15 protein-coding genes, 1 tRNA gene and 5 pseudogenes are annotated in these 17,941 nt (G+C 57.4%); 16 read left to right on the top strand and 5 right to left on the bottom strand.

Annotated features, from left to right (window positions below; genetic code table 11):
- Positions 1-1,285 (bottom strand): annotated as a pseudogene (locus C8024_RS06790) (S9 family peptidase); the annotation flags it as partial.
- Positions 1,286-1,397: 112 nt separating this feature from the next.
- On the opposite strand from C8024_RS06790, the gene C8024_RS06785 reads away from it, so the two are divergent.
- The 4 genes from C8024_RS06785 to C8024_RS06775 all read left to right on the top strand — a co-directional run bounded on the left by C8024_RS06785 (position 1,398) and on the right by C8024_RS06775 (position 4,151).
- A complete protein-coding gene (locus tag C8024_RS06785) occupies positions 1,398-3,179 on the top strand; it encodes an aminopeptidase P family protein (RefSeq protein WP_173203659.1) in 1,782 nt (593 codons plus the stop codon).
- A 61-nt stretch (positions 3,180-3,240) separates the two neighbouring features.
- Positions 3,241-3,627: a VOC family protein gene (locus C8024_RS06780; RefSeq protein WP_173203657.1), complete on the top strand. Its 387-nt coding sequence runs from the start codon at positions 3,241-3,243 to the stop codon at positions 3,625-3,627.
- Between the two features lie 33 nt (positions 3,628-3,660).
- Positions 3,661-3,789, top strand: coding sequence for a hypothetical protein (locus C8024_RS22520; RefSeq protein WP_302051599.1), 129 nt, complete (start codon positions 3,661-3,663; stop codon positions 3,787-3,789).
- A gap of 20 nt (positions 3,790-3,809) precedes the next feature.
- The gene (locus C8024_RS06775) at positions 3,810-4,151 is read left to right on the top strand and encodes a thioesterase family protein (RefSeq protein WP_254305657.1); all 342 of its coding nucleotides are present in this window, start codon (positions 3,810-3,812) and stop codon (positions 4,149-4,151) included.
- A 9-nt stretch (positions 4,152-4,160) separates the two neighbouring features.
- Here the strand turns inward: C8024_RS06775 and C8024_RS22515 are convergent, their stop codons facing one another.
- A complete protein-coding gene (locus C8024_RS22515) occupies positions 4,161-4,283 on the bottom strand; it encodes a hypothetical protein (protein WP_302051598.1) in 123 nt (40 codons plus the stop codon).
- Between the two features lie 160 nt (positions 4,284-4,443).
- Here C8024_RS22515 and C8024_RS06770 point away from each other — a divergent pair.
- From C8024_RS06770 to C8024_RS06750, 5 genes and pseudogenes are all read left to right on the top strand, one after another.
- Positions 4,444-4,518, top strand: a tRNA-Thr gene (locus C8024_RS06770).
- A 262-nt stretch (positions 4,519-4,780) separates the two neighbouring features.
- Positions 4,781-5,616 (top strand): annotated as a pseudogene (gene kduI, locus C8024_RS06765) (5-dehydro-4-deoxy-D-glucuronate isomerase).
- A pseudogene (gene kduD, locus C8024_RS06760) lies at positions 5,613-6,382 on the top strand (2-dehydro-3-deoxy-D-gluconate 5-dehydrogenase KduD). Before kduI ends, kduD begins: the two co-directional pseudogenes overlap by 4 nt.
- Positions 6,383-6,404: 22 nt before the next feature.
- Entirely contained in the window at positions 6,405-7,898 is a 1,494-nt protein-coding gene (locus C8024_RS06755; protein ID WP_367947208.1) for a carboxylesterase/lipase family protein, read from the top strand.
- 18 nt (positions 7,899-7,916) lie between these two features.
- Positions 7,917-8,438, top strand: coding sequence for a PepSY domain-containing protein (locus C8024_RS06750; protein ID WP_217272057.1), 522 nt, complete (start codon positions 7,917-7,919; stop codon positions 8,436-8,438).
- A 17-nt stretch (positions 8,439-8,455) separates the two neighbouring features.
- On the opposite strand, the gene C8024_RS06745 is transcribed toward C8024_RS06750, so the two are convergent.
- Together C8024_RS06745 and C8024_RS06740 are read right to left on the bottom strand one after the other, a co-directional pair.
- Complete coding sequence (locus tag C8024_RS06745; RefSeq protein ID WP_367947207.1) at positions 8,456-9,439, bottom strand: alpha/beta hydrolase; 984 nt, start codon at positions 9,437-9,439, stop codon at positions 8,456-8,458.
- 60 nt (positions 9,440-9,499) lie between these two features.
- Positions 9,500-10,808 (bottom strand): annotated as a pseudogene (locus C8024_RS06740) (polysaccharide lyase family 1 protein).
- A gap of 306 nt (positions 10,809-11,114) precedes the next feature.
- Here C8024_RS06740 and C8024_RS20110 point away from each other — a divergent pair.
- From C8024_RS20110 to C8024_RS20105, 4 genes are all read left to right on the top strand, one after another.
- Positions 11,115-11,474, top strand: coding sequence for a hypothetical protein (locus tag C8024_RS20110; RefSeq protein WP_217272056.1), 360 nt, complete (start codon positions 11,115-11,117; stop codon positions 11,472-11,474).
- A complete protein-coding gene (locus C8024_RS23105; protein ID WP_367947209.1) occupies positions 11,399-11,803 on the top strand; it encodes a hypothetical protein in 405 nt (134 codons plus the stop codon). Before C8024_RS20110 ends, C8024_RS23105 begins: the two co-directional genes overlap by 76 nt.
- Positions 11,719-13,557: a TonB-dependent receptor gene (locus C8024_RS06735; RefSeq protein ID WP_217272059.1), complete on the top strand. Its 1,839-nt coding sequence runs from the start codon at positions 11,719-11,721 to the stop codon at positions 13,555-13,557. Before C8024_RS23105 ends, C8024_RS06735 begins: the two co-directional genes overlap by 85 nt.
- 68 nt (positions 13,558-13,625) lie before the next feature.
- Positions 13,626-13,865 carry a hypothetical protein gene (locus C8024_RS20105; protein WP_367947206.1) on the top strand — a complete coding sequence of 80 codons (240 nt, stop codon included), beginning with the start codon at positions 13,626-13,628 and terminating at the stop codon, positions 13,863-13,865.
- 201 nt (positions 13,866-14,066) lie between these two features.
- On the opposite strand, the gene C8024_RS06730 is transcribed toward C8024_RS20105, so the two are convergent.
- Positions 14,067-15,119: a LacI family DNA-binding transcriptional regulator gene (locus C8024_RS06730; RefSeq protein ID WP_173203650.1), complete on the bottom strand. Its 1,053-nt coding sequence runs from the start codon at positions 15,117-15,119 to the stop codon at positions 14,067-14,069.
- A gap of 191 nt (positions 15,120-15,310) precedes the next feature.
- On the opposite strand from C8024_RS06730, the gene C8024_RS06725 reads away from it, so the two are divergent.
- From C8024_RS06725 to C8024_RS06715, 3 genes and pseudogenes are all read left to right on the top strand, one after another.
- The gene (locus C8024_RS06725) at positions 15,311-16,099 is read left to right on the top strand and encodes a 2-keto-4-pentenoate hydratase (protein ID WP_173203648.1); all 789 of its coding nucleotides are present in this window, start codon (positions 15,311-15,313) and stop codon (positions 16,097-16,099) included.
- 189 nt (positions 16,100-16,288) lie between these two features.
- A pseudogene (gene eda / locus C8024_RS23100) lies at positions 16,289-16,812 on the top strand (bifunctional 4-hydroxy-2-oxoglutarate aldolase/2-dehydro-3-deoxy-phosphogluconate aldolase).
- 15 nt (positions 16,813-16,827) lie between these two features.
- Positions 16,828-17,859, top strand: coding sequence for a sugar kinase (locus tag C8024_RS06715; protein WP_173203646.1), 1,032 nt, complete (start codon positions 16,828-16,830; stop codon positions 17,857-17,859).
- Positions 17,860-17,941: the final 82 nt, after the last annotated feature.

Raw genomic sequence — 17,941 nt, 5'->3', positions numbered from 1 at the left:
CGTCGCGCACCTCAATCATCAGCCGCTCGGTGACATATTGGCTGGCGTCATAGCCAGACGGGATTTCCTGCACCTTGAGTGTTTCGAGGGATTGGTCGGACAGATGATAGTCGAAGACCGTGCCCGGGGTCACCATCGAGTCATAGCTGAGGCGCAGCTTGTCGACATCATATTCCGGATTGTCGTCCAGCCCGGCGCTATAGCTGGCCTCGGGAAAGGCGATGCGCTCGACCTTGGCGGGATCGTCATAGGAACGGATTTCAACCTGATCGAGACCGTTTTCGCGGCCCTCGGTGACGTAGAAGTCCTTGAAGGTAGAGACGTCGGTCAGGTAAAATTCATCCGAACCGGCGATCAGGGTCGTCCAATTGTCGGGATCGGCGACCGGTGCCGTCGCCAGCCGGAAATTCACATGATCATCGTTGGTCAGGATATAAAGCGTGCCGTCATGCTCCTCGACGTCATATTCGCGGCCGGTCTTGCGTGCTGATACCAAGATCGGTTCGGCGAGCGGATTGTCGGTCGGCACCAGCCGTATTTCGCTGGTTTCGTGATCGCCGGTCGATATGGCGATATATTTTTCCGAATGGGTCAGGCCAATGCCAACGCGGAAGCCCTCGTCATCTTCGTGATATAGCTCGACATCCTCGGCAATATCGCTGCCCAGTACATGCAGGCGGGCATTGTCGGTGCGCCATTGTTCATTGGCGAGGCCGTAGAGCAGCTTCTTTGAATCGGCAGACCAGACCAGACTCGACAGGGTGCCGGGTATGATGTCGGGCAGTAATTCGCCGCTCGCCAGGTCCTTGATCCGCGCTTCGAACCGTTCCGAGCCATTGTCGTCAAAGGAATAGGCCAGCAGGCGGCCATCCGGAGACACCGATGCCGCGCCCAGACGGAAATATTCCTTGCCTTCGGCCAGTAAATTCTCGTCCAGCATCAGCTGGTCTTCGCCGCCCGAAACCGCTTTGCGCCAATGCTGGCGATATTGCATGCCCTCCTCGAACTTGGCCCAATAGAGCCAGTCGCCATCCTTTTGCGGCACCGAGCTATCGTCTTCCTTGATCCGCGCCTTCATCTCGGCGAACAGGGATTTGGTCAGCTCTTTCCGCCCTTCCATATTCTGCTCAAACCACTGATTCTCCGCCTTAAGATAGGCGAGCACATCCTCGTCCTCGACAACCGGATATCGCGCATCTTTCAGCCAGTGCCACGGGTCATCGACGACATATCCGTGCCGTTCGTAGCTATGGGCGCGCTGTTCTGCAAATGGCGGACGAGTCAGCTTTTGGTCATATTCTCTCTATATCTCCAGCCGGATTTAGGTGGCGAATGGGGCTCGGAACTCCTATGTGTTCCACTATAAGCTAATTCAAGGAGTTTGCTCGGCGATGTTGATGTCTACCTACGAAGCGCGCCTCAAGGCGTTGCGGGAACAAATGCAGAAAGACGGTCTCGATGGCTTTGTCGTGCCGATCTGTGACGAGCATATGAGCGAATATGTCGGCGAATATGCGCAGCGCCTGGCCTGGCTGACCGGTTTTGGCGGCTCGGCCGGCTCGGCTGTCGTGCTGAAGGACAAGGCGGCGATGTTTATCGACGGGCGCTATGTTGTGCAGGTCCGTGACCAGGTCGACGGCAATCTCTATGAATATGTCAATGTAGCGGATCAGAAGCCGCATGAATGGCTGGCTGCCAATGCACAGAATGGCTCGAAAATCGGTTATGACAGCTGGCTGCACACTCGCGAATGGGCGGAAACGGCCAGCAAGGCAGTGACCAAGTCGGGCGCTGAACTGGTCGCGGTGCAGCACAACCCCGTCGACGCGGTCTGGGGAGACCAGCCGCAGCGTTCGCCGGAGAAGCTCGCGGTCCATAGCGATCAATATGCCGGAAAATCGGCGCGCGACAAGCGGGCAGATGTCGCGACATGGCTCAAGGACAAGGGCTATGACGCCACCGTCATCGCCGCACTGGATTCGGTTGCCTGGTTCTTCAATGTCCGCGGCAAGGATATTGCGAACACGCCGGTACCGCTGGCTTACGCGATCGTGCGCGCGGACGAGACGGCGACCCTGTTTGTTGCGCCGGAGAAGCTGACCGACGTGGTGCGTGAACATCTCGGCAATCATGTCGAGATCCGCGACTATGACGAGCTGGCCGACGCCCTGTCGGACATGACCGGCAAAACCGTTGCGGTTGATCCGGAACGTTCGGTTGCCGCCATTTTCGAAGCGCTCGACGATGCGGGTGCCACTATCGTCAAGGACCGCGATCCGACCATTCTCGCCAAGGCGATCAAGAATGAAACCGAGATCGCCGGCCACAAGGCCGCGCAGAAGCGCGATGGCGCGGCGCTGACCAAGTTCCTGCACTGGATGGCGAACGAGGCTCCCAAGGGCGGACTGGACGAATTGTCGGCGGCCGCCCGGCTGCGCAAGTTTCGGGAGGAGAATCCGGAACTCAAGGATCTTTCCTTCAACACGATTTCTGCCGCCGGCGATCATGGTGCGCTGCCGCATTATAGTGTGAACGAGGAGACCAATCAGCCGATTGAGTTGAATTCGCTCTATCTGGTCGACAGCGGCGGCCAATATCTTGACGGCACCACCGATGTCACCCGCGTGGTTGCTGTCGGCGAGCCGACCGCGGAAATGCGCAAGCGTTACACCCAGGTCCTGCAGGGCCATATTGCGCTCGACCAGGCGGTGTTTACCAAGGGCACGACCGGCGGCCAGCTCGACATATTGGCGCGGCAATATCTCTGGGCCGATGGCGTCGACTATGGTCACGGCACCGGTCATGGCGTCGGCAGCTATCTATCGGTGCACGAAGGCCCGCAGCGGATATCCGGCGCCGGCGGTCTGAGCGAAGCGCTGCAGCCGGGCATGATCCTGTCCAACGAACCGGGCTATTACAAGGCGGGCGAATTCGGCATCCGCATCGAGAATCTCTTTCTTGTCGAGGAACGGGAGATTGAAGGCGGCGAACAGACCATGTTGGGCTTCGAGACGCTGACCTTTGCACCGCTGGAGCGAAAGCTGATTGACGTCGACATGCTCTCGCAAAGCCAGCGCCAGTGGGTTGACGATTATCACGCCAAGGTGCGCGCGATGATTGCACCGCAGCTGGAGGGCGAGGCATTGGAATGGCTGGAGGCACAGACCGCCCCCCTCTGAGTCCGTTGACGCGACTCATTTGTTCCTGTAATGTTCTCTCTCATAAAAAGGAGGGAAGAACATGATCGGCTATGTAACATTGGGCACCAATGATTTGGAGAAAGCGGCGAAATTCTATGATGCGCTCGCCGGTGAAATGGGTGTCGGACGCATGATGGATTTTGACCAGTTCATTGCCTGGGGCACGATGGGCGGCGCGCCGGGTATCGCCGCGACCAAACCGTTCGACGGAAACGCCGCTAGCGTCGGCAACGGCGTGATGGTTGCCCTGGAAGCGAAGGACACGGAGCAGGTACAGCGGCTGTACGATATTGCGCTCGCCAATGGCGGCAGCGACGAGGGCGCGCCGGGACCGCGCGGCGACGAGGGTTTCTACGCGGGCTATTTTCGCGATCCCGACGGCAACAAGCTCAATGCCTTTTGCATGACCGCTGCCAAAGCCGGTTGACAGTCAGGCGGCGCTGGGGAAAGAGCCGGCGCCATGACCGAACAGAAAAACCCCCGCGACGGCTTTCGCCTGATCACCCCGATTCGCGTGCGCTATGCCGAATGCGATTTGCAGGGCATTGTCTTCAATGCCCATTATCTCGCTTTGCCGATATCGGCCTGACCGAATATATGCGCGCGCTTATGGCGGAAAGCGGCACGCAGCCTAGCGGCGAAATGCTCGGCGGCTTCATGCAGCATTTCGGCGGCGACAACTGGGTCCGCCACGCCGATGTCGATTATCGCGCACCGGCGCGCGCCGACGACCTGCTCGACATAGCGGTGCGGATCACCCGTTTCGGCCGCACCAGCTATTCGCTACTCGTCCATCTGCTGCGCGGAGACGAGCTGCTCAATGTGGTCAAGCTGACCTATGTCTGGTTTGATCCCGAAACGGACCAGGTGGCGCCAGTGGCCGCGAAATTTATCGAGGCGGTCAATGATTTCGAGATCATCAAACCGGAGCGGGCGGTGGTAAACGCCTAGGGTGCGATTCTAGGACTGCGCTTCGGCATCGGTGTCGCCGGGTACCATCTGTTTTGCCTGGGCCTTGCGAAGACGCAGATTGGCGCGCAACTGGGCCGCCAATCGCTCGACTTTCTCCGCTTCCTTGCGCATTTTTTCCGATTTGGGTTGGGGTTTGGCATGGCGTCTGATTGCATTATCCGGTGAAAAACGCAACTCCGCTTGACAAGATCGCACGCATTTGGTCTTAGCGCCTCGGTTCGGTCGAAACCGCCCGTCAGGACGGCTATCGCCAACGCATCAAAATGGTCCGGCTGCTGTAGCTCAGTGGTAGAGCGCGTCATTGGTAATGACGAGGTCGAGAGTTCAATTCTCTCTAGCAGCACCATTTTTCCAGCTTAGTGAAAATCAGTTTCCTGCGGTAATGCCCTAAAGTGCGTACGCGCTTGGGTATGGCGTGGGTGGTGCTTTGATCGCCGCCTGAGCCTGCGGACGCGTCGAGAGCGATGCTGTGAACTTCGCCTTTCTGTAACCCGGTTCGACAGTCATGCACATCGGATAATGACGGTAAATATCGTTTGACACCGGTTTCCTAAATGCCTAACTCTCGTCATATTCGCTCCATGAAACACGCAATTACGAGGCCAGATATGTTCCAGAAAACCTACCACGCGACTCATCCCGACATGATGGAGAATGTCGACAATGATGCGCTCGTTGATCGTCACCTGGTTCAGGGTATGTTCGAGGATGGCAAAATTCATCTGAACTATTCGCACAACGAGCGCTTTGTTATCGGCGGAGCAGTGCCCCGTGGCAGCGCGTTGAAGCTGCCGGATCAAACCGAACCGGCATCCGCTGCTGGTCACCCGTTTCTGGAGCGCCGGGAAATGGCCGCTGTCAATATCGGGACTGGCGGCAAGGTGACGGTTGACGGTCAGAGTTTCGAGATGGGCACGAAGGAATGTCTGTATATTCCGATGGGTTCCAAAGAAGTCATTTTTGAAGGCGATGGTGCGCGTTTCTATCTGGCTTCGCTGCCTGCCCACAAAACGTGCCCGATCAAGCATATCACGCTGGATCAAGCCAACCCTCTCGAGCGAGGCGATCTCGCCAATTCCAACCAGCGCACGATTTACCAACTTGTCATTCCGGGTGTGTGCGATAGCGCCCAACTGCTGCTCGGTCTGACCGTGCTGGAAGAAGGCAGCGTATGGAACACCATGCCGCCGCATCTGCACGACCGGCGCAGCGAGATTTATCTCTATTTCGATATGCCGGAAGAAAGCGACCGCGTGTTCCATTATATGGGTGAGCCAGAGAGCATGCGGCATATCGTTATTGCCAACGAAGAGGCTGTGATCAGCCGCCCTGGTCGATCCATATGGGGTCGGGGACCAAGAAATATGCCTTCATCTGGGCGATGGGCGGCGAAAATCTGGACTATACCGACATGAACGTTCTGGATATCTGCCAGTTGAAATGACCGCTATGTTTGATCTCAGTGGAAAGACCGCCATCGTGACCGGTGCCAATACCGGCATCGGTCAGGGCATCGCTCTGGCGCTGGCGGAAGCCGGTGCCAATATCGCCGCGGTTGGCCGCTCGCCGGCGACCGAGACGGTCGAGAAAGCACGGGCGTTTGGCCGTCAGGCGGAGATTATTTCTGCCGATCTTTCGACCATCGAGCCGGTCGACCGGATCATTGACGAAACCAAGGAAAAGCTCGGAAGCGTCGATATTCTCGTCAACAATGCCGGCATCATCCGTCGCAACGACGCGGTCGATTTTACCGAGGAAGACTGGGATGCGGTGATCGACACCAATCTCAAAAGCCTGTTTTCCTGTGCCAGGCCGCCGGGCGCGAGATGATTGCAGCGCACGAGGCCGACGGCCGGATCGGCAAGATCATCAATATCGCCTCGATGCTGACCTTTCAGGGCGGCATACGCGTGCCCAGCTACACCGCGTCCAAATCGGGCGTGGGCGGGGTGACCAAGCTGCTGGCCAATGAATGGGCCTCCAAAGGGGTCTGCGTCAACGCAATCGCGCCGGGCTATATCGCGACCAACAATACCGCTGCCCTGCAATCCGACGAAAATCGCAACCGGCAGATCATGGAGCGGATTCCCGCTGGCCGCTGGGGAGATCCTTCCGATCTCGGCGGAGCGGCTGTCTTTTTGGCTTCTAGTGCGTCCGACTATGTGCAGGGGCATATATTGGCGGTCGACGGTGGCTGGCTCGCACGATAGATTTTGCCCGACCCGCCGGGCCGTGCTAGGCGGGATCGGGGCCTTTGCGCTGAGTGCTGGTGCCGCCCATGCTGCAACAATATCCTCTCCCACGATCGATGCGCCGGCCGGACGCTATCTGGGGAGTTTTCAATATAATTCTGCCGACAAGCTAACAATCAAGGCAAGGCGTTTTGCCGGTATCCGCTATGCGCGTGCGATGCGTTTTCGGGCACCGCAGCCGGTCGCCGGCGCGGAACAGGCGGCGGGCGGCGGATTTGGTCCGGCCTGTCCGCAGCGGGGCGGGAAATATGAGCCGCAATCGGAGGACTGCCTTTTCCTCAATGTCTGGACGCCGGCCGGCGACGCCAAAGAAGCGCGACCCGTGATGGTCTACTTCCACGGCGGCGCTTATTCGACCGGTAGCGTGACTGATCCGGTCAACGATGGCACCAATCTGGCGGCGAGCGGCGATGTGGTTGTCGTCACCGTCAACCACCGGCTTAATGCGCTGGGCTATCTCTATATGCCCGAGCGTTTCCCGGACAGTGGCAACAACGGGCAGCTGGACCTGATCGCGGCCTTGCAATGGGTTCAGCGCAACATCGGAGCATTCGGGGGTGATCCTGCTAATGTCACCCTGTTTGGCCAGTCGGGCGGCGGTGCGAAGATTGCGACGCTAATGGCTATGCCGGCGGCCAAGGGGTTGTTCCACAAAGCGATCACAATGTCGGGCCAGCAGGTGACCGCATCGGGTCCGCTCAACGCGACAAAACGTATGCAGGCCTTCCTCGCAGCACTTGGCGAAAATGTCGATCCGACAATCGCCCCGATCGGGCAATTGACAGAAGCGCTGTCCGCCATCGATCCCGTGCTCGGCGGCAATGTCTACATGGGGCCAGTGCTGGATATGCAGCATTTGATGCGGCACCCCTTTTGGCCGGATGCCGCGCCGCAATCCAATCATATCCCGATGATGCTCGGCAATACGATTATGGAGACGCGCGCTTTCTACCATCCGGACAAGCCACCGATCGCAGGCCTGACCATGGAAAATCTGGCCGAGCGGATTGCGCCGCAAATGCGGGTCGATATCCGGCCCGACTGGGTGGTGACGCAGTTTCGTGCCCGCTATCCCGAAGCCAGACCTCTCGAACTGTTTCACCGCATCGTCACCGCCGCGCGCAGCTGGCGCGGGCAGGTGGAGGAAGCCGAAGCGCGGGCAAGGGCAGGGCCGCCAGCCGCGGACAGGACGTTCGTCTACCAGCTTGATTTCGAGCAGGCCAAACATACAGACGATATCGCCCTGTCTTTCGGGACGGTCGCCGACTCCTCGGCTGCGCAACGGGCGATGAGCGAACGTTTGATGGAGGCCTTTGTCACCTTCGCCCGTACCGGCAATCCCGGTTGGGCACCCTATGACATGACGATGCGCAAGACGATGATTTTCGATGAGGATAGCCGCGTCGAGCGCGATCCGCGAAAATGGGAACGGGAGCTGTTTGCGACCGTGCCCTATATCCAGCCGGGAAGCTGAATACACAGGAGAGAGACGATGAAATATATGATTCCGATTGCAATGGGCTGCGCGATGCTGGCCGCTTGTTCGAAGCAGGACAATGAAGCCGAGCAGCCGGCGATACTGGACGCCGGCCCGGAAGCCACGATCACGAAGGTGGATGATATTCCCGATGGGGTGCGCTCTGCTGCCCTGGCAGAAATTCCGGGCATGGTGATCAGCGAGGCCGAACGCAAGGAACGCGACGGCATGGTCTTCTACGACGTGGAAGGAACGCGGCCCGATGGCAGCGAGGTCGAGCTGGACATGCTGGAGGAAAACGGCGCCTATGTGGTGGTCGAAGTGCAGCGCGATCTGGCCTGGGCCGATGTCCCTGAAAACGCGCGTGCCGCAACGCCTTCAGGTCTGTTTACGCCGGTGCGGGTGATCGAGAGCCTGCAGCAGGACGGAACCGTCATTTACGAGCTGTTTCAGGACGGCAATCCGAAAGAACCATCCGCAGAGATTGCAGTCAAAGACGGCAAGGCGAAAATGCTGACCGAACGCTGGAAATATTGACGGCAAAGGCCCGACCTTCAGAGCAACTGCTGTGCGTTCATCCAGTTCCATAGCAGCTCCGGCCAGATAGCAACCGGTAGTCCCGCGGTCTTCATCAGGCCGAAGCCATGTCCGCCCTTCGCGAAATAATGGGCCTCGACGGGCGTTCCGGTCTCGCTGGCGGCTTGGTGCAAACGCATGCTGTTAGCGACGGGAACGACATCGTCATCCTCGGCATGGAGCAGGAACAGGGGTGGCATGTCCGCCCGGACATTTTGCTCGGGTGAATGAAGTGCGGTTAGGGCAGCATCCGGCTTAGTACCGATCAGCCGGTCCCGGCTGCCGATATGGGCGATCGCCGAATCCATCGACACGACCGGATAAATGGCAACCAGCGCATCAGGGCGGGCGGGGGCCGCGTCCGCAATATCTACCGGATCATAGACGCCGGCATCAAAGCGCGTCATCAGGCTGGTGGCAACATGGCCGCCTGCGGAAAATCCTGCGACGGCAATGCGCGCCGGATCGATCCGCTCCAGTTTCGCGCGGCTTCTGACCAGCCGAACCGCCCGCTGGGCGTCGGCCAGCGGAACGTCATTTCCGTTCGCCCAGCCGTCGGCCGGCAACCGATAGAATAAAACATAGACGGTGGTTCCTCGGTCCCGCAGAAACCGCGCCAGTTCATAGCCTTCCTTGTCGACCACGCAATATCGATATCCGCCGCCGGGGGCGATGATGACCGCCGTGCCGTCGGGTTCTGCTGGCCGGAAAATATCGAGACGCGGCTTGACGATATTCTGTGCGATGCGGTCGCTGGCCAAGGGATCATCACTGCGCTGAAGGACCTCTTCGGCAAGACCGTCAGGGATATCCAGTATATCGTCTGGCCAGAGGAAGAGGCTATCGTCCGGACGGATGTGGGCCGGCCGGTTCCATCCGGAGCCGCCGTCAGAATATCTGCTGGCCGAAGGTGATTGCGACTGGGACCTGCAGGTGGCTGCGGGCAAGACAAGGCCAGCCACCGACCCGGCCAACAATGTTCGCCGACGAAGCGTCACGTCCTCACCGGGCTTCCGGCGCGATCATTTTCCTGTCCCGCGCATCGCCGCGTCCCGTTCGCTCAAATTTTCTGCCGGGGCGGGTCCCGTCTGGCCGGGATATAGTCCGGACAAGGTTCCATCGTCTCCAGATCCCACTGGCTTTCGTCGAAGGCCGCGCGCACAGGCTCCGTCACCGCCGGATAGGCGCTGACCTCGTTTTCATCATCGATAATCTCGCCGCGGCTTCCGCTACAAAATATAATATGCGGATCTCTTCCTTGTCCCGTGCCCACGGCCTGGCGCCCACGCTTGCCAGCACCGATGTTTCCACGTCGCGGGAGGAGAGGATGCGCATATCGTCAGTCGACGCCATCGGCTGTTTCACGGTGACCAGCCTGGCTTGGGTTTCACCATAACGACCGAACATCGGCAGCGCCTTGCCATGCCGGTCAACGGCCAGATTGTCTCGGCCATAATATTTCAGGTCGCCGTCACCGCCCAGCATCAGGAAAGGAAGCTCATCGTTGGTATCATTGCCGCCCCGCATGACATTGCCGATCGCGGTTATTTCTCCGGTGACATATTCTTGTCCCGCCCATTCGAGGTTCATCAGATTATAGTGCACCGCGCGATGGCCGGGATTGTAAATGACGTTGTTGACCATCAGACCCTGCGCGCCACCTTTCAAAAGCGGATTGCGTTCGACATTATGCGCCCAGAGATTGCGGTAGAAGACGATGCCGGTGGCATTGTCGTGAATCAGCGAGCCTTTGCTATGTTCGCCCTTGGGATGGCTGGCGTCGGCCAGGCCTTCGGCTGCAAGATTGTTCGAGAATGTGATATTTCGGCTGGTTCCCTGCCGCCATTCCTCGATGCTATCACCGGTGAATCGCGGGCCGGATGCGGACATGTTTTCATCAATCGCCCAGAGGAAGGTGCAATGGTCTACGATGACATTATGGGCCCGCACGGTCGAAAATGCATCCGCTTCCCACCCGCTGCGTTTGGGTTGTCCGTCGACGCCGGTATAGACCCGCAGGTGGCGGATGATCACGTCATGGGTTCTGACGTCGATGCCGCTTTTGATGATGGTGATACCCGGTCCCGGCGCGGTTTGCCCGGCAATCGTGATATAGGGCTCATCGATGGTCAGATTGCTTCTGCCCATGTCTATGACACCGGCAACTTCGAATATAATGATCCGCGGACCTTCTTGCGCGATAGCCGCTTTTAGCGACCCCGGACCGTCCGGAGCCAATGTGGTAACCCGGACAATTTTACCGCCGGCCCCACCTCTGGTTTGCGCCGCCGGGCCAACGGCACCGGGGAAAGCGATTCTGTCTTGCGCTATCGCTCCTGAGGCTTGAAAGCCCGTAAATCCGGCCAATGCGATCCATATCAGCACCAATTTTTGATCATTTTTCTCTCCCAACAATTCTCTCTTGACATAAGTTTTCAGAAGCAGCAATAAGAATGACACCGGTTACCGTATAAAACCGGATTGAAATTAGCGTGAATGGAGGAGAGGCATGACCAATTGGTTCCACTTTTCTGAAAATTATGTAGCAACCTGTCAGCTGTTTTTTGCTTTGCAGAGTAACCGGTGTCATTTTGACTATTCGGGCTGACTTTTGAAGAATTTTTGGGAGGAAATATAATGAAAAACAATTTTGGACATGCGCGCCGTTCCGCTGTCGCTGCGCTCGCGTGCAGCGTATCACTGGCCGGTTTGCTGGCCGCGCCTGCGCATGCACAGGATGGCGAGCAGGCCGCGGACAGTGACGAGGTTATCGTCGTTACCGGCTTTCGGGGAAGCCTGAACGCGGCATTGGATGAAAAGCGTCTTGATGCCGGCGTCGTTGACGTGATCAAAGCCGAAGACATCGCCGATTTCCCGGACTTGAACCTCGCCGAGTCGCTGCAGAGGATCCCGGGCGTGCGATCGACCGTCAAGCTGGTGAGGGGCGCCGTGTTACGGTTCGCGGACTGGGCGGTGATTTTACCCGCGTCCGCATAAACGGTCTGGAAGCCATTTCGACAAATGGTGGGTCTGACGCTTCCGGCGGCACCAACCGTTCGCGCTCCTTCGATTTCAACGCTTTCGCTTCCGAACTGTTTAACGAACTGAAAGTTCGCAAAACCCAGTCGGCTGCAATCGAAGAGGGGTCTCTGGGTGCGAATGTTGAATTGAATACCGGGCGACCTTCCGATTATGGCGTTGGTCTAACCGGCGCGGTCTCGGTGCAGGGTTTTATAATGATCTGTCGGAAGATATCGGGCCCCGCGTTGCCGGACTGCTATCTTACACCAACCCTGATGAGACATTCGGTGCGCTGGTTTCCATAGCCTATTCGGACCGCGACATTCGCGAGGAAGGTTTCTCGTCGGTCCGGTTCGATGATTTGGGGACGTTCCGGTCTGCAAATGGCGAAGATTGCACCGGCAATCCGACGGGCGGCGCCTGTGAGGAATTGCGCAATGCATATTATGCGCGGATCCCGCGCTATGGCCGGCTGGATTATCAGCAGGAACGCATTGGCATCACCAGTTCGCTGGAGTTTCGTCCCAGCGACCGGTTCAGCGTCACGTTCGACGGACTATATTCGAAATTCAACGGTGTCCGCGACGAAGAATTTCTGGAAGCTTTCGTGCGGAGCAACACCGACAATTTTGACGTAACCGATTATACCGTCAATTCAGACGGCGTTATCACACGGCTAGTTGCCAACGTGCAGCCCGATGCTGCAAACGGGCTCGTCCCGATCCGCAGCGAACATCGCCGGGATATCTTGTCCAATGAATATTACCAGATAACCGGCCGCCTCAAATATGATGTGACCGACACATTGCGCTTCGACCTTCTTGGCGGAATTTCGGTTTCCGATTTTAAGGTACCGCAGCAGGCAACCATATTCTTTGATGCTGCCGACGCGGTCAATGGCTATTCCTATGACTTTACCAATGGCTTTGATACGCCTGCGATCAGCTATGGTGATCTTGATGTCACCAACCCCGGGTCTTTCCTGCTCACGCAATATCGTAACCGTCCGCAGGGCGTTAAGAACACCTATGATACGCTGCAACCGAACCTGACCTGGGAAGCCAATGACAATATTACATTGCGCGCAGGCTATAGTTACAAGAAATTTGAATTCTCCACTTTCGAAGGCCGGGCCGAGGGAAGTGTTGACGGTCTGCCAGGCTTCACAACTGCACCTGTGGTGTCCAATGCGCTCGCCGGACTGGTCACCGATTTTGGCAAGGGTCTAGGCGTGTCGGGTATCGATACCTCCTGGGTCTCGGCCAATTTTGAAGCGTCAGCTGCATTGGTCGACCTGTTCAACATCGAACCGGTCCAGCGCCTCCAGGACACCCGCGGCGTGGTGGAAACAGATCATGGTGGTTACGTCCAGGCCGACTTCAATTTCGAGTTGGGCGGAATGCCGGTGCGCGGAGACGCGGGCGTGCGTTATGTCGAAACCAAAACCGCTTCGACCGGTTTTGTCGGCACGACCAATGTAACGCTCACCCGCAAATATGACGATTGGCTGCCATCCGTTAACCTGGTTCTGGAGCCGGGATCGGACTTCCTCATTCGTGGCGGCGTGTCTCGCGTGATGGCGCGCCCTTCGCTGGGCAACCTGACGCCGGGTGGTGCTATCGACTCCTTCGGAGGCCCTCCCTATACGCTCGATCTGGGTAATCCGGGTCTAGACCCCTATCGCGCATGGACCTACGACCTGAGCTTCGAATGGTATTTCCAGCCAGAAAGTCTGCTGGCGCTGTCATTGTTCCGCAAGGACGTCAGTTCGTTCTTCCTGCGGAGCGATACCATCGAAACCACGTTCAGTCAGACTGGTCTGCCGACCTCGGTTGCTTCGCCGACCAGTCCGCTGGGCATCGACCTTGCGAACGGACTGGATCCACGCGTAGACATCGAGCAACAGGTGAACGGGGGAGATGCCAAGATCGAAGGTCTTGAAATCGTTTTCCAAACGCCCTTCACCTTCCTGCCGGGTCTTCTGAAAAATTTCGGTGTTACAGCAAACTACACCTATGTGAAATCGGACGATATCATCGGTTTTCACCGCATAGTCTGAACGGAACGCTCTATTATGAGGATGAAAAATTCAGCGCGAGGGTGACGGGAGCATATCGCGATAAATATGTGACCAGACGCCCCAACGCCAGCGGTCGCACCGAAGGCCGGGAAGAGCGGGGCGTGGCAGCGACGTTCAACCTCGACTTTTCGACATCTTATCAGTTGACCGAAAAGCTGTCGGTGACCTTCGAAGCGATAAACCTGACCGACGAGGTCGAGCACCAGACTTTCGACCGTCTGGAGCTGCCGACCCTGTATCACCATACCGGTCGCAATTTCCTGATCGGAGCGCGGTATAATTTCTAGATAATTACCCCGCTTTGAATATCCGGCGATCGGGTCTTCAATTCTGGTTCCAATCCCGGAATTTTACAGACTGTTTCACCAGCCAGGGCCGATTTCCACTCTCCCGGAAATCGGCCCTTTCGCATGCGCGGGAAATAATGTGGTGAAGACAGACAGTTTGCCATCCGTCTCTGTGTGCCGACAAAGCCTGCCAACTAAGCTCTATTTCTCCGGAGCCGCCACCGACTGCCGCTCGACAAATGTAGACGCAAGCATGGCATATTCGGGTTCATTGATACCCGGAACGGGCGGCAGAAATTCGGAGACGAGCATGTGCGCCGCGTGCGCGCCCATTTCGCGTATCGGCCAGCGCACCGTGCTGAGGCGGGGCCAGATATGGGTGGCCGTCGGGGAATCATCAAAGCCGATAATCGACAATTGTTCGGGGACGGAAATCCCGTTGCCTAGCGCGACTTGCATCACGCCCGCGGCCATTTCGTCGTTACTGGCAAATATTGCGGTCGGCCGGTCCTTCAGTGACAATAATTTATGTCCCGCCTCGGTTCCGGAATCTATCCGATAATTGCCCTGAGCTATGAGTTCTTCGGACATCGTCAGTCCAGCGCCACGCAGGGCATCTTGAAATCCCAGCTCGCGCTCCCGTGCGGATCGAAAGCCCTGGGGACCTCTTACAAAACCGATGCGCCGGTGTCCGAGTTCAATCAGCTTGCGACAGGCCTTTTCGACGACTTCTCTGTCATTTGACGATATGCATTTTCCCGGTTCGTCAAGCTCGGCAGAGCCGATCCGGACATAGCGGACGCCCAGCGACTGGCACAATTCGGTCAGATCATCATTTTCGGAAATTGGTGGCAGGAGAAGCGCGCCAATCGGCCGCTGTTTCTCCAGAAACACCCTCACATTTTCCAGCATATCGTCGGAATCGCGATCCACGGGGCGGACAAGAAGCGCGAGATCACTATCCTTGATCGCATCAAGCACGCCATTCTGGAAATTGAGTACCGTCTGGGCATTCGGATTGTCATGTAGCAACACGATGAGAAAATTCCGCCGAAAGGCGAGCGCCCGCGCCTGCGGATTTGGCACGAAGCCCAGTTCCGCGATCACCGTTTTGACCTTCTCTCTGGTCTTCTCGCTGATCAGGGGTGACTCGTTGATAACGCGACTGACCGTCTTTTTCGATACGCCCGCCAGGGCCGCAACATCGTTGATCGTTGGCTGTTTTGTCTTCGGACGATTTGCTCTTGTGGGCATTCAGAAAATCCGTGTGTTGATCGGTATCATATTTCGAACCCGACAGGGCAATTTCCAGCGTTATCTGCACGGCGGCATAGCGCAAATAGATCATTAGGTCGACCGCATGCCGAAAAGCAATAGAAACGAAAGCTACTTGTTTTTGACACCGGTGTCTATTAAGGAAATTTGGGCAAAGAGGAATTATCGGCATGCAAGAAAATTTGGGACATCAATCGATCGCGGAAGCTTTTGTCGACGCGCGCAAGACGGCGTCTGCCTTTCACTCTTATCCCGGTGAAATTCCGCAATCGATGGATGAAGGCTATGCGATCCAGGATATCGCAATTGCCCTTGATGGCCGTCAGATCGGCGGGTGGAAAGTGGGCCGTGTGCCACCCGATCGCGTCGAAAAATTTGCTGCCGAGCGATTGTCGGGCCCGATTTTTGTCGATGAAATCACAGATGCCGCAAATGGCGATATTCCCGAGATGCCCATTTATGGTGACGGATTTGCCGCCGCAGAAGCCGAAGTCTTGTTGCGCTTGGGCTCGGTGCCTCAGGAAGAATGCGATATCGACACGGTCACGCGTTATATTGATGATGTCCGGGTGGGAATTGAAATCGCCAGTTCGCCCTTTTCGCAAATCAATGGCTATGGGCCAGCGGTCACAGTTTCGGATTTTGGCAATAACAAGGGTATCGTTCTGGGCCCATCGATCGCGGAATGGCGGGATGCCGACTTGCTGACGATGCCGGTCAGTTTGCAGATTGACGGTGAAACCGTTGGTTCAAACAATATGGCTGACATGCTGGACGGGCCATTTGGCTCGGTCGTCTTCCTGCTGAACCTGCTCAGGAAGCGGAACATAGCGATTACTCCCGGGATATGGGTGTCGGCAGGGGCCATTACCGGAGTCCATGATGTCGAGAGCGGGCAGACCGTCAAAGCAGGATTTGGCGATAATCTGGAAGCAAGCTGCAAACTGGTGGCGATCTAGTACGCGGATCAAAGTCCAGGCCACTATTGTGAACCGGCCGAAACGAGACAGGAGTTATGACATGAGCAATGATATCGCCAGGCAACTGGATGCCAGATTGGCCGCTGCACCGGTCGTGCCTCTGATCGAAGCGAGCGATCCCGACGTGGCAATCGCAACGGCCGAAGCCTCAAGGCAGGAGGGCTCAGCGTGGTCGAACTGGTACTTCGGACCGACGCTGCGCTCGATTGTCTGTCGGCTATTGTCGAATCGACTTCGGATATCATTGTGGGTGCAGGCACTGTCCTCACCGTGGAGCAGGCCGAGGCCGTCCAGGCGCGCGGTGCGCAATTTGTGGTGTCGCCGGGGCTGGTCGACGATGTCGCCCGCTTCTGTATCGATGCCGGATTGCCGTTTTCGGGGGCACAATGACCGCCGGCGAAGTGCAGCGGGCCTATGCGCTCGGACTGAGGACGGTAAAGTTTTTCCCGGCCAAACTGGCGGGTGGCGTCCCGATGCTCAAGGCGTTCAGTTCGGTGTTCCGGGACATACGTTTCATGCCGACGGGCGGTGTTTCAGCCGATAATCTCGCAGAATTTCTGGCGCTGCCGTCGGTGATCGCCTGCGGCGGAAGCTGGCTGACCCCAAAAGATGCAATCGCAGCAGGTGATTATGAAGCCATCACAAGATTGGCGCGGGAAGCGATCAAGATCGCCCGCCCGACAAATACATAGGGAAGGATAAGAGATATGGCGGAGTTTTTGTCATTTGGTGAAATCATGCTGCGACTGAAATCGCCGGGGCATGAGCGCTTTTTTCAGTCGCCGGCGTTTGAAGCGACGTTCGGAGGCGGCGAAGCCAATGTCGCCGTAGCTCTGAGCAATTACGGCCTGTCATCCGCTTTTGTCACCGCGCTTCCGGACAATGATATCGGCCAGCACGCGATAAACGAAGTGCGCCGCTTTGGCGTAGACACATCGATGATCCGCCGCAGCGGCGACCGGGTGGGTATCTATTATCTCGAATCGGGTGCAAATCAGCGACCCTCGAAAGTGGTATATGACCGGGCCCATAGCGCAATCTGCGAATGTGGCCCCGGCGACTTTGACTGGCCGGCCATATTCGAAGGTGCCAAATGGCTGCATATTACCGGCATCACGCCGGCGCTTAGCCAGTCAGCCGCCGATCTCAGTCTTGAATGCCTCAAGGAGGCGAAAAAGGCGGGGGTGACGGTGTCCTGTGATTTCAATTTCCGCGGCAAGCTGTGGAAATATGGCAAGGCGGCACCGGAAGTGATGACCGAACTCGTGAGATATGTCGATATCGGCATTGCCAATGAAGAGGACTGCCAGAAATCGCTCGATATCAGCGTCGACGTCGATGTGGAGACCGGCGAACTTGATACCGCAAAATATGAAGCCCTGTCCGAGAAAGTGCTCGCGCTTTACCCCGACATGCGCACCATCGCGATCACATTGCGCGAAAGCCAGAGCGCGGATCGCAATGGCTGGTCCGCCTGTTTGCGTGACCGCGAACAGGGGTTCAAGCTCTCGCGTCACTATGAGATCACCGATATTGTCGACCGGGTCGGCGGCGGCGACAGCTTTGCCTCGGCGCTTATTTATGGCCTGAATGCCTATGATGACAAACAGCAATCGCTGGAATTCGCGGTGGCTGCGAGTTGCCTCAAGCACAGTATCCTGGGCGACTTCAATCGGGTCAGCGTAGATGAAGTGCAGAAGCTGATGGCTGGAGATGGTTCGGGAAGAGTGCAGCGCTGATCGCCAATTGAGGATAACAGGCTGCTCTGCATGGCCGAAACGGGGAGAGGCAATAATGCGATACCGAGAGAACAAGACGACC

Origin of the sequence: Sphingopyxis sp. BSNA05 (assembly GCF_013265645.1) — a bacterium.
Classification (GTDB): Bacteria; Pseudomonadota; Alphaproteobacteria; order Sphingomonadales; family Sphingomonadaceae; genus Parasphingorhabdus.
The sequence above is the reverse complement of the archived record's forward strand: the minus strand, read 5'-3'. Positions and strand labels throughout refer to the sequence as shown.

Coding starts and splice junctions, on each gene's coding strand:
- C8024_RS06785 (WP_173203659.1), top strand. CDS start 1,398: ATGTCTACCTACGAAGCGCGCCTCAAGGCGTTGCGGGAACAAATGCAG.
- C8024_RS06780 (WP_173203657.1), top strand. CDS start 3,241: ATGATCGGCTATGTAACATTGGGCACCAATGATTTGGAGAAAGCGGCG.
- C8024_RS22520 (WP_302051599.1), top strand. CDS start 3,661: ATGACCGAACAGAAAAACCCCCGCGACGGCTTTCGCCTGATCACCCCG.
- C8024_RS06775 (WP_254305657.1), top strand. CDS start 3,810: ATGGCGGAAAGCGGCACGCAGCCTAGCGGCGAAATGCTCGGCGGCTTC.
- C8024_RS22515 (WP_302051598.1), bottom strand. CDS start 4,283: ATGCGCAAGGAAGCGGAGAAAGTCGAGCGATTGGCGGCCCAGTTGCGC.
- C8024_RS06750 (WP_217272057.1), top strand. CDS start 7,917: ATGAAATATATGATTCCGATTGCAATGGGCTGCGCGATGCTGGCCGCT.
- C8024_RS20110 (WP_217272056.1), top strand. CDS start 11,115: ATGAAAAACAATTTTGGACATGCGCGCCGTTCCGCTGTCGCTGCGCTC.
- C8024_RS06730 (WP_173203650.1), bottom strand. CDS start 15,119: ATGCCCACAAGAGCAAATCGTCCGAAGACAAAACAGCCAACGATCAAC.
- C8024_RS06725 (WP_173203648.1), top strand. CDS start 15,311: ATGCAAGAAAATTTGGGACATCAATCGATCGCGGAAGCTTTTGTCGAC.
- C8024_RS06715 (WP_173203646.1), top strand. CDS start 16,828: ATGGCGGAGTTTTTGTCATTTGGTGAAATCATGCTGCGACTGAAATCG.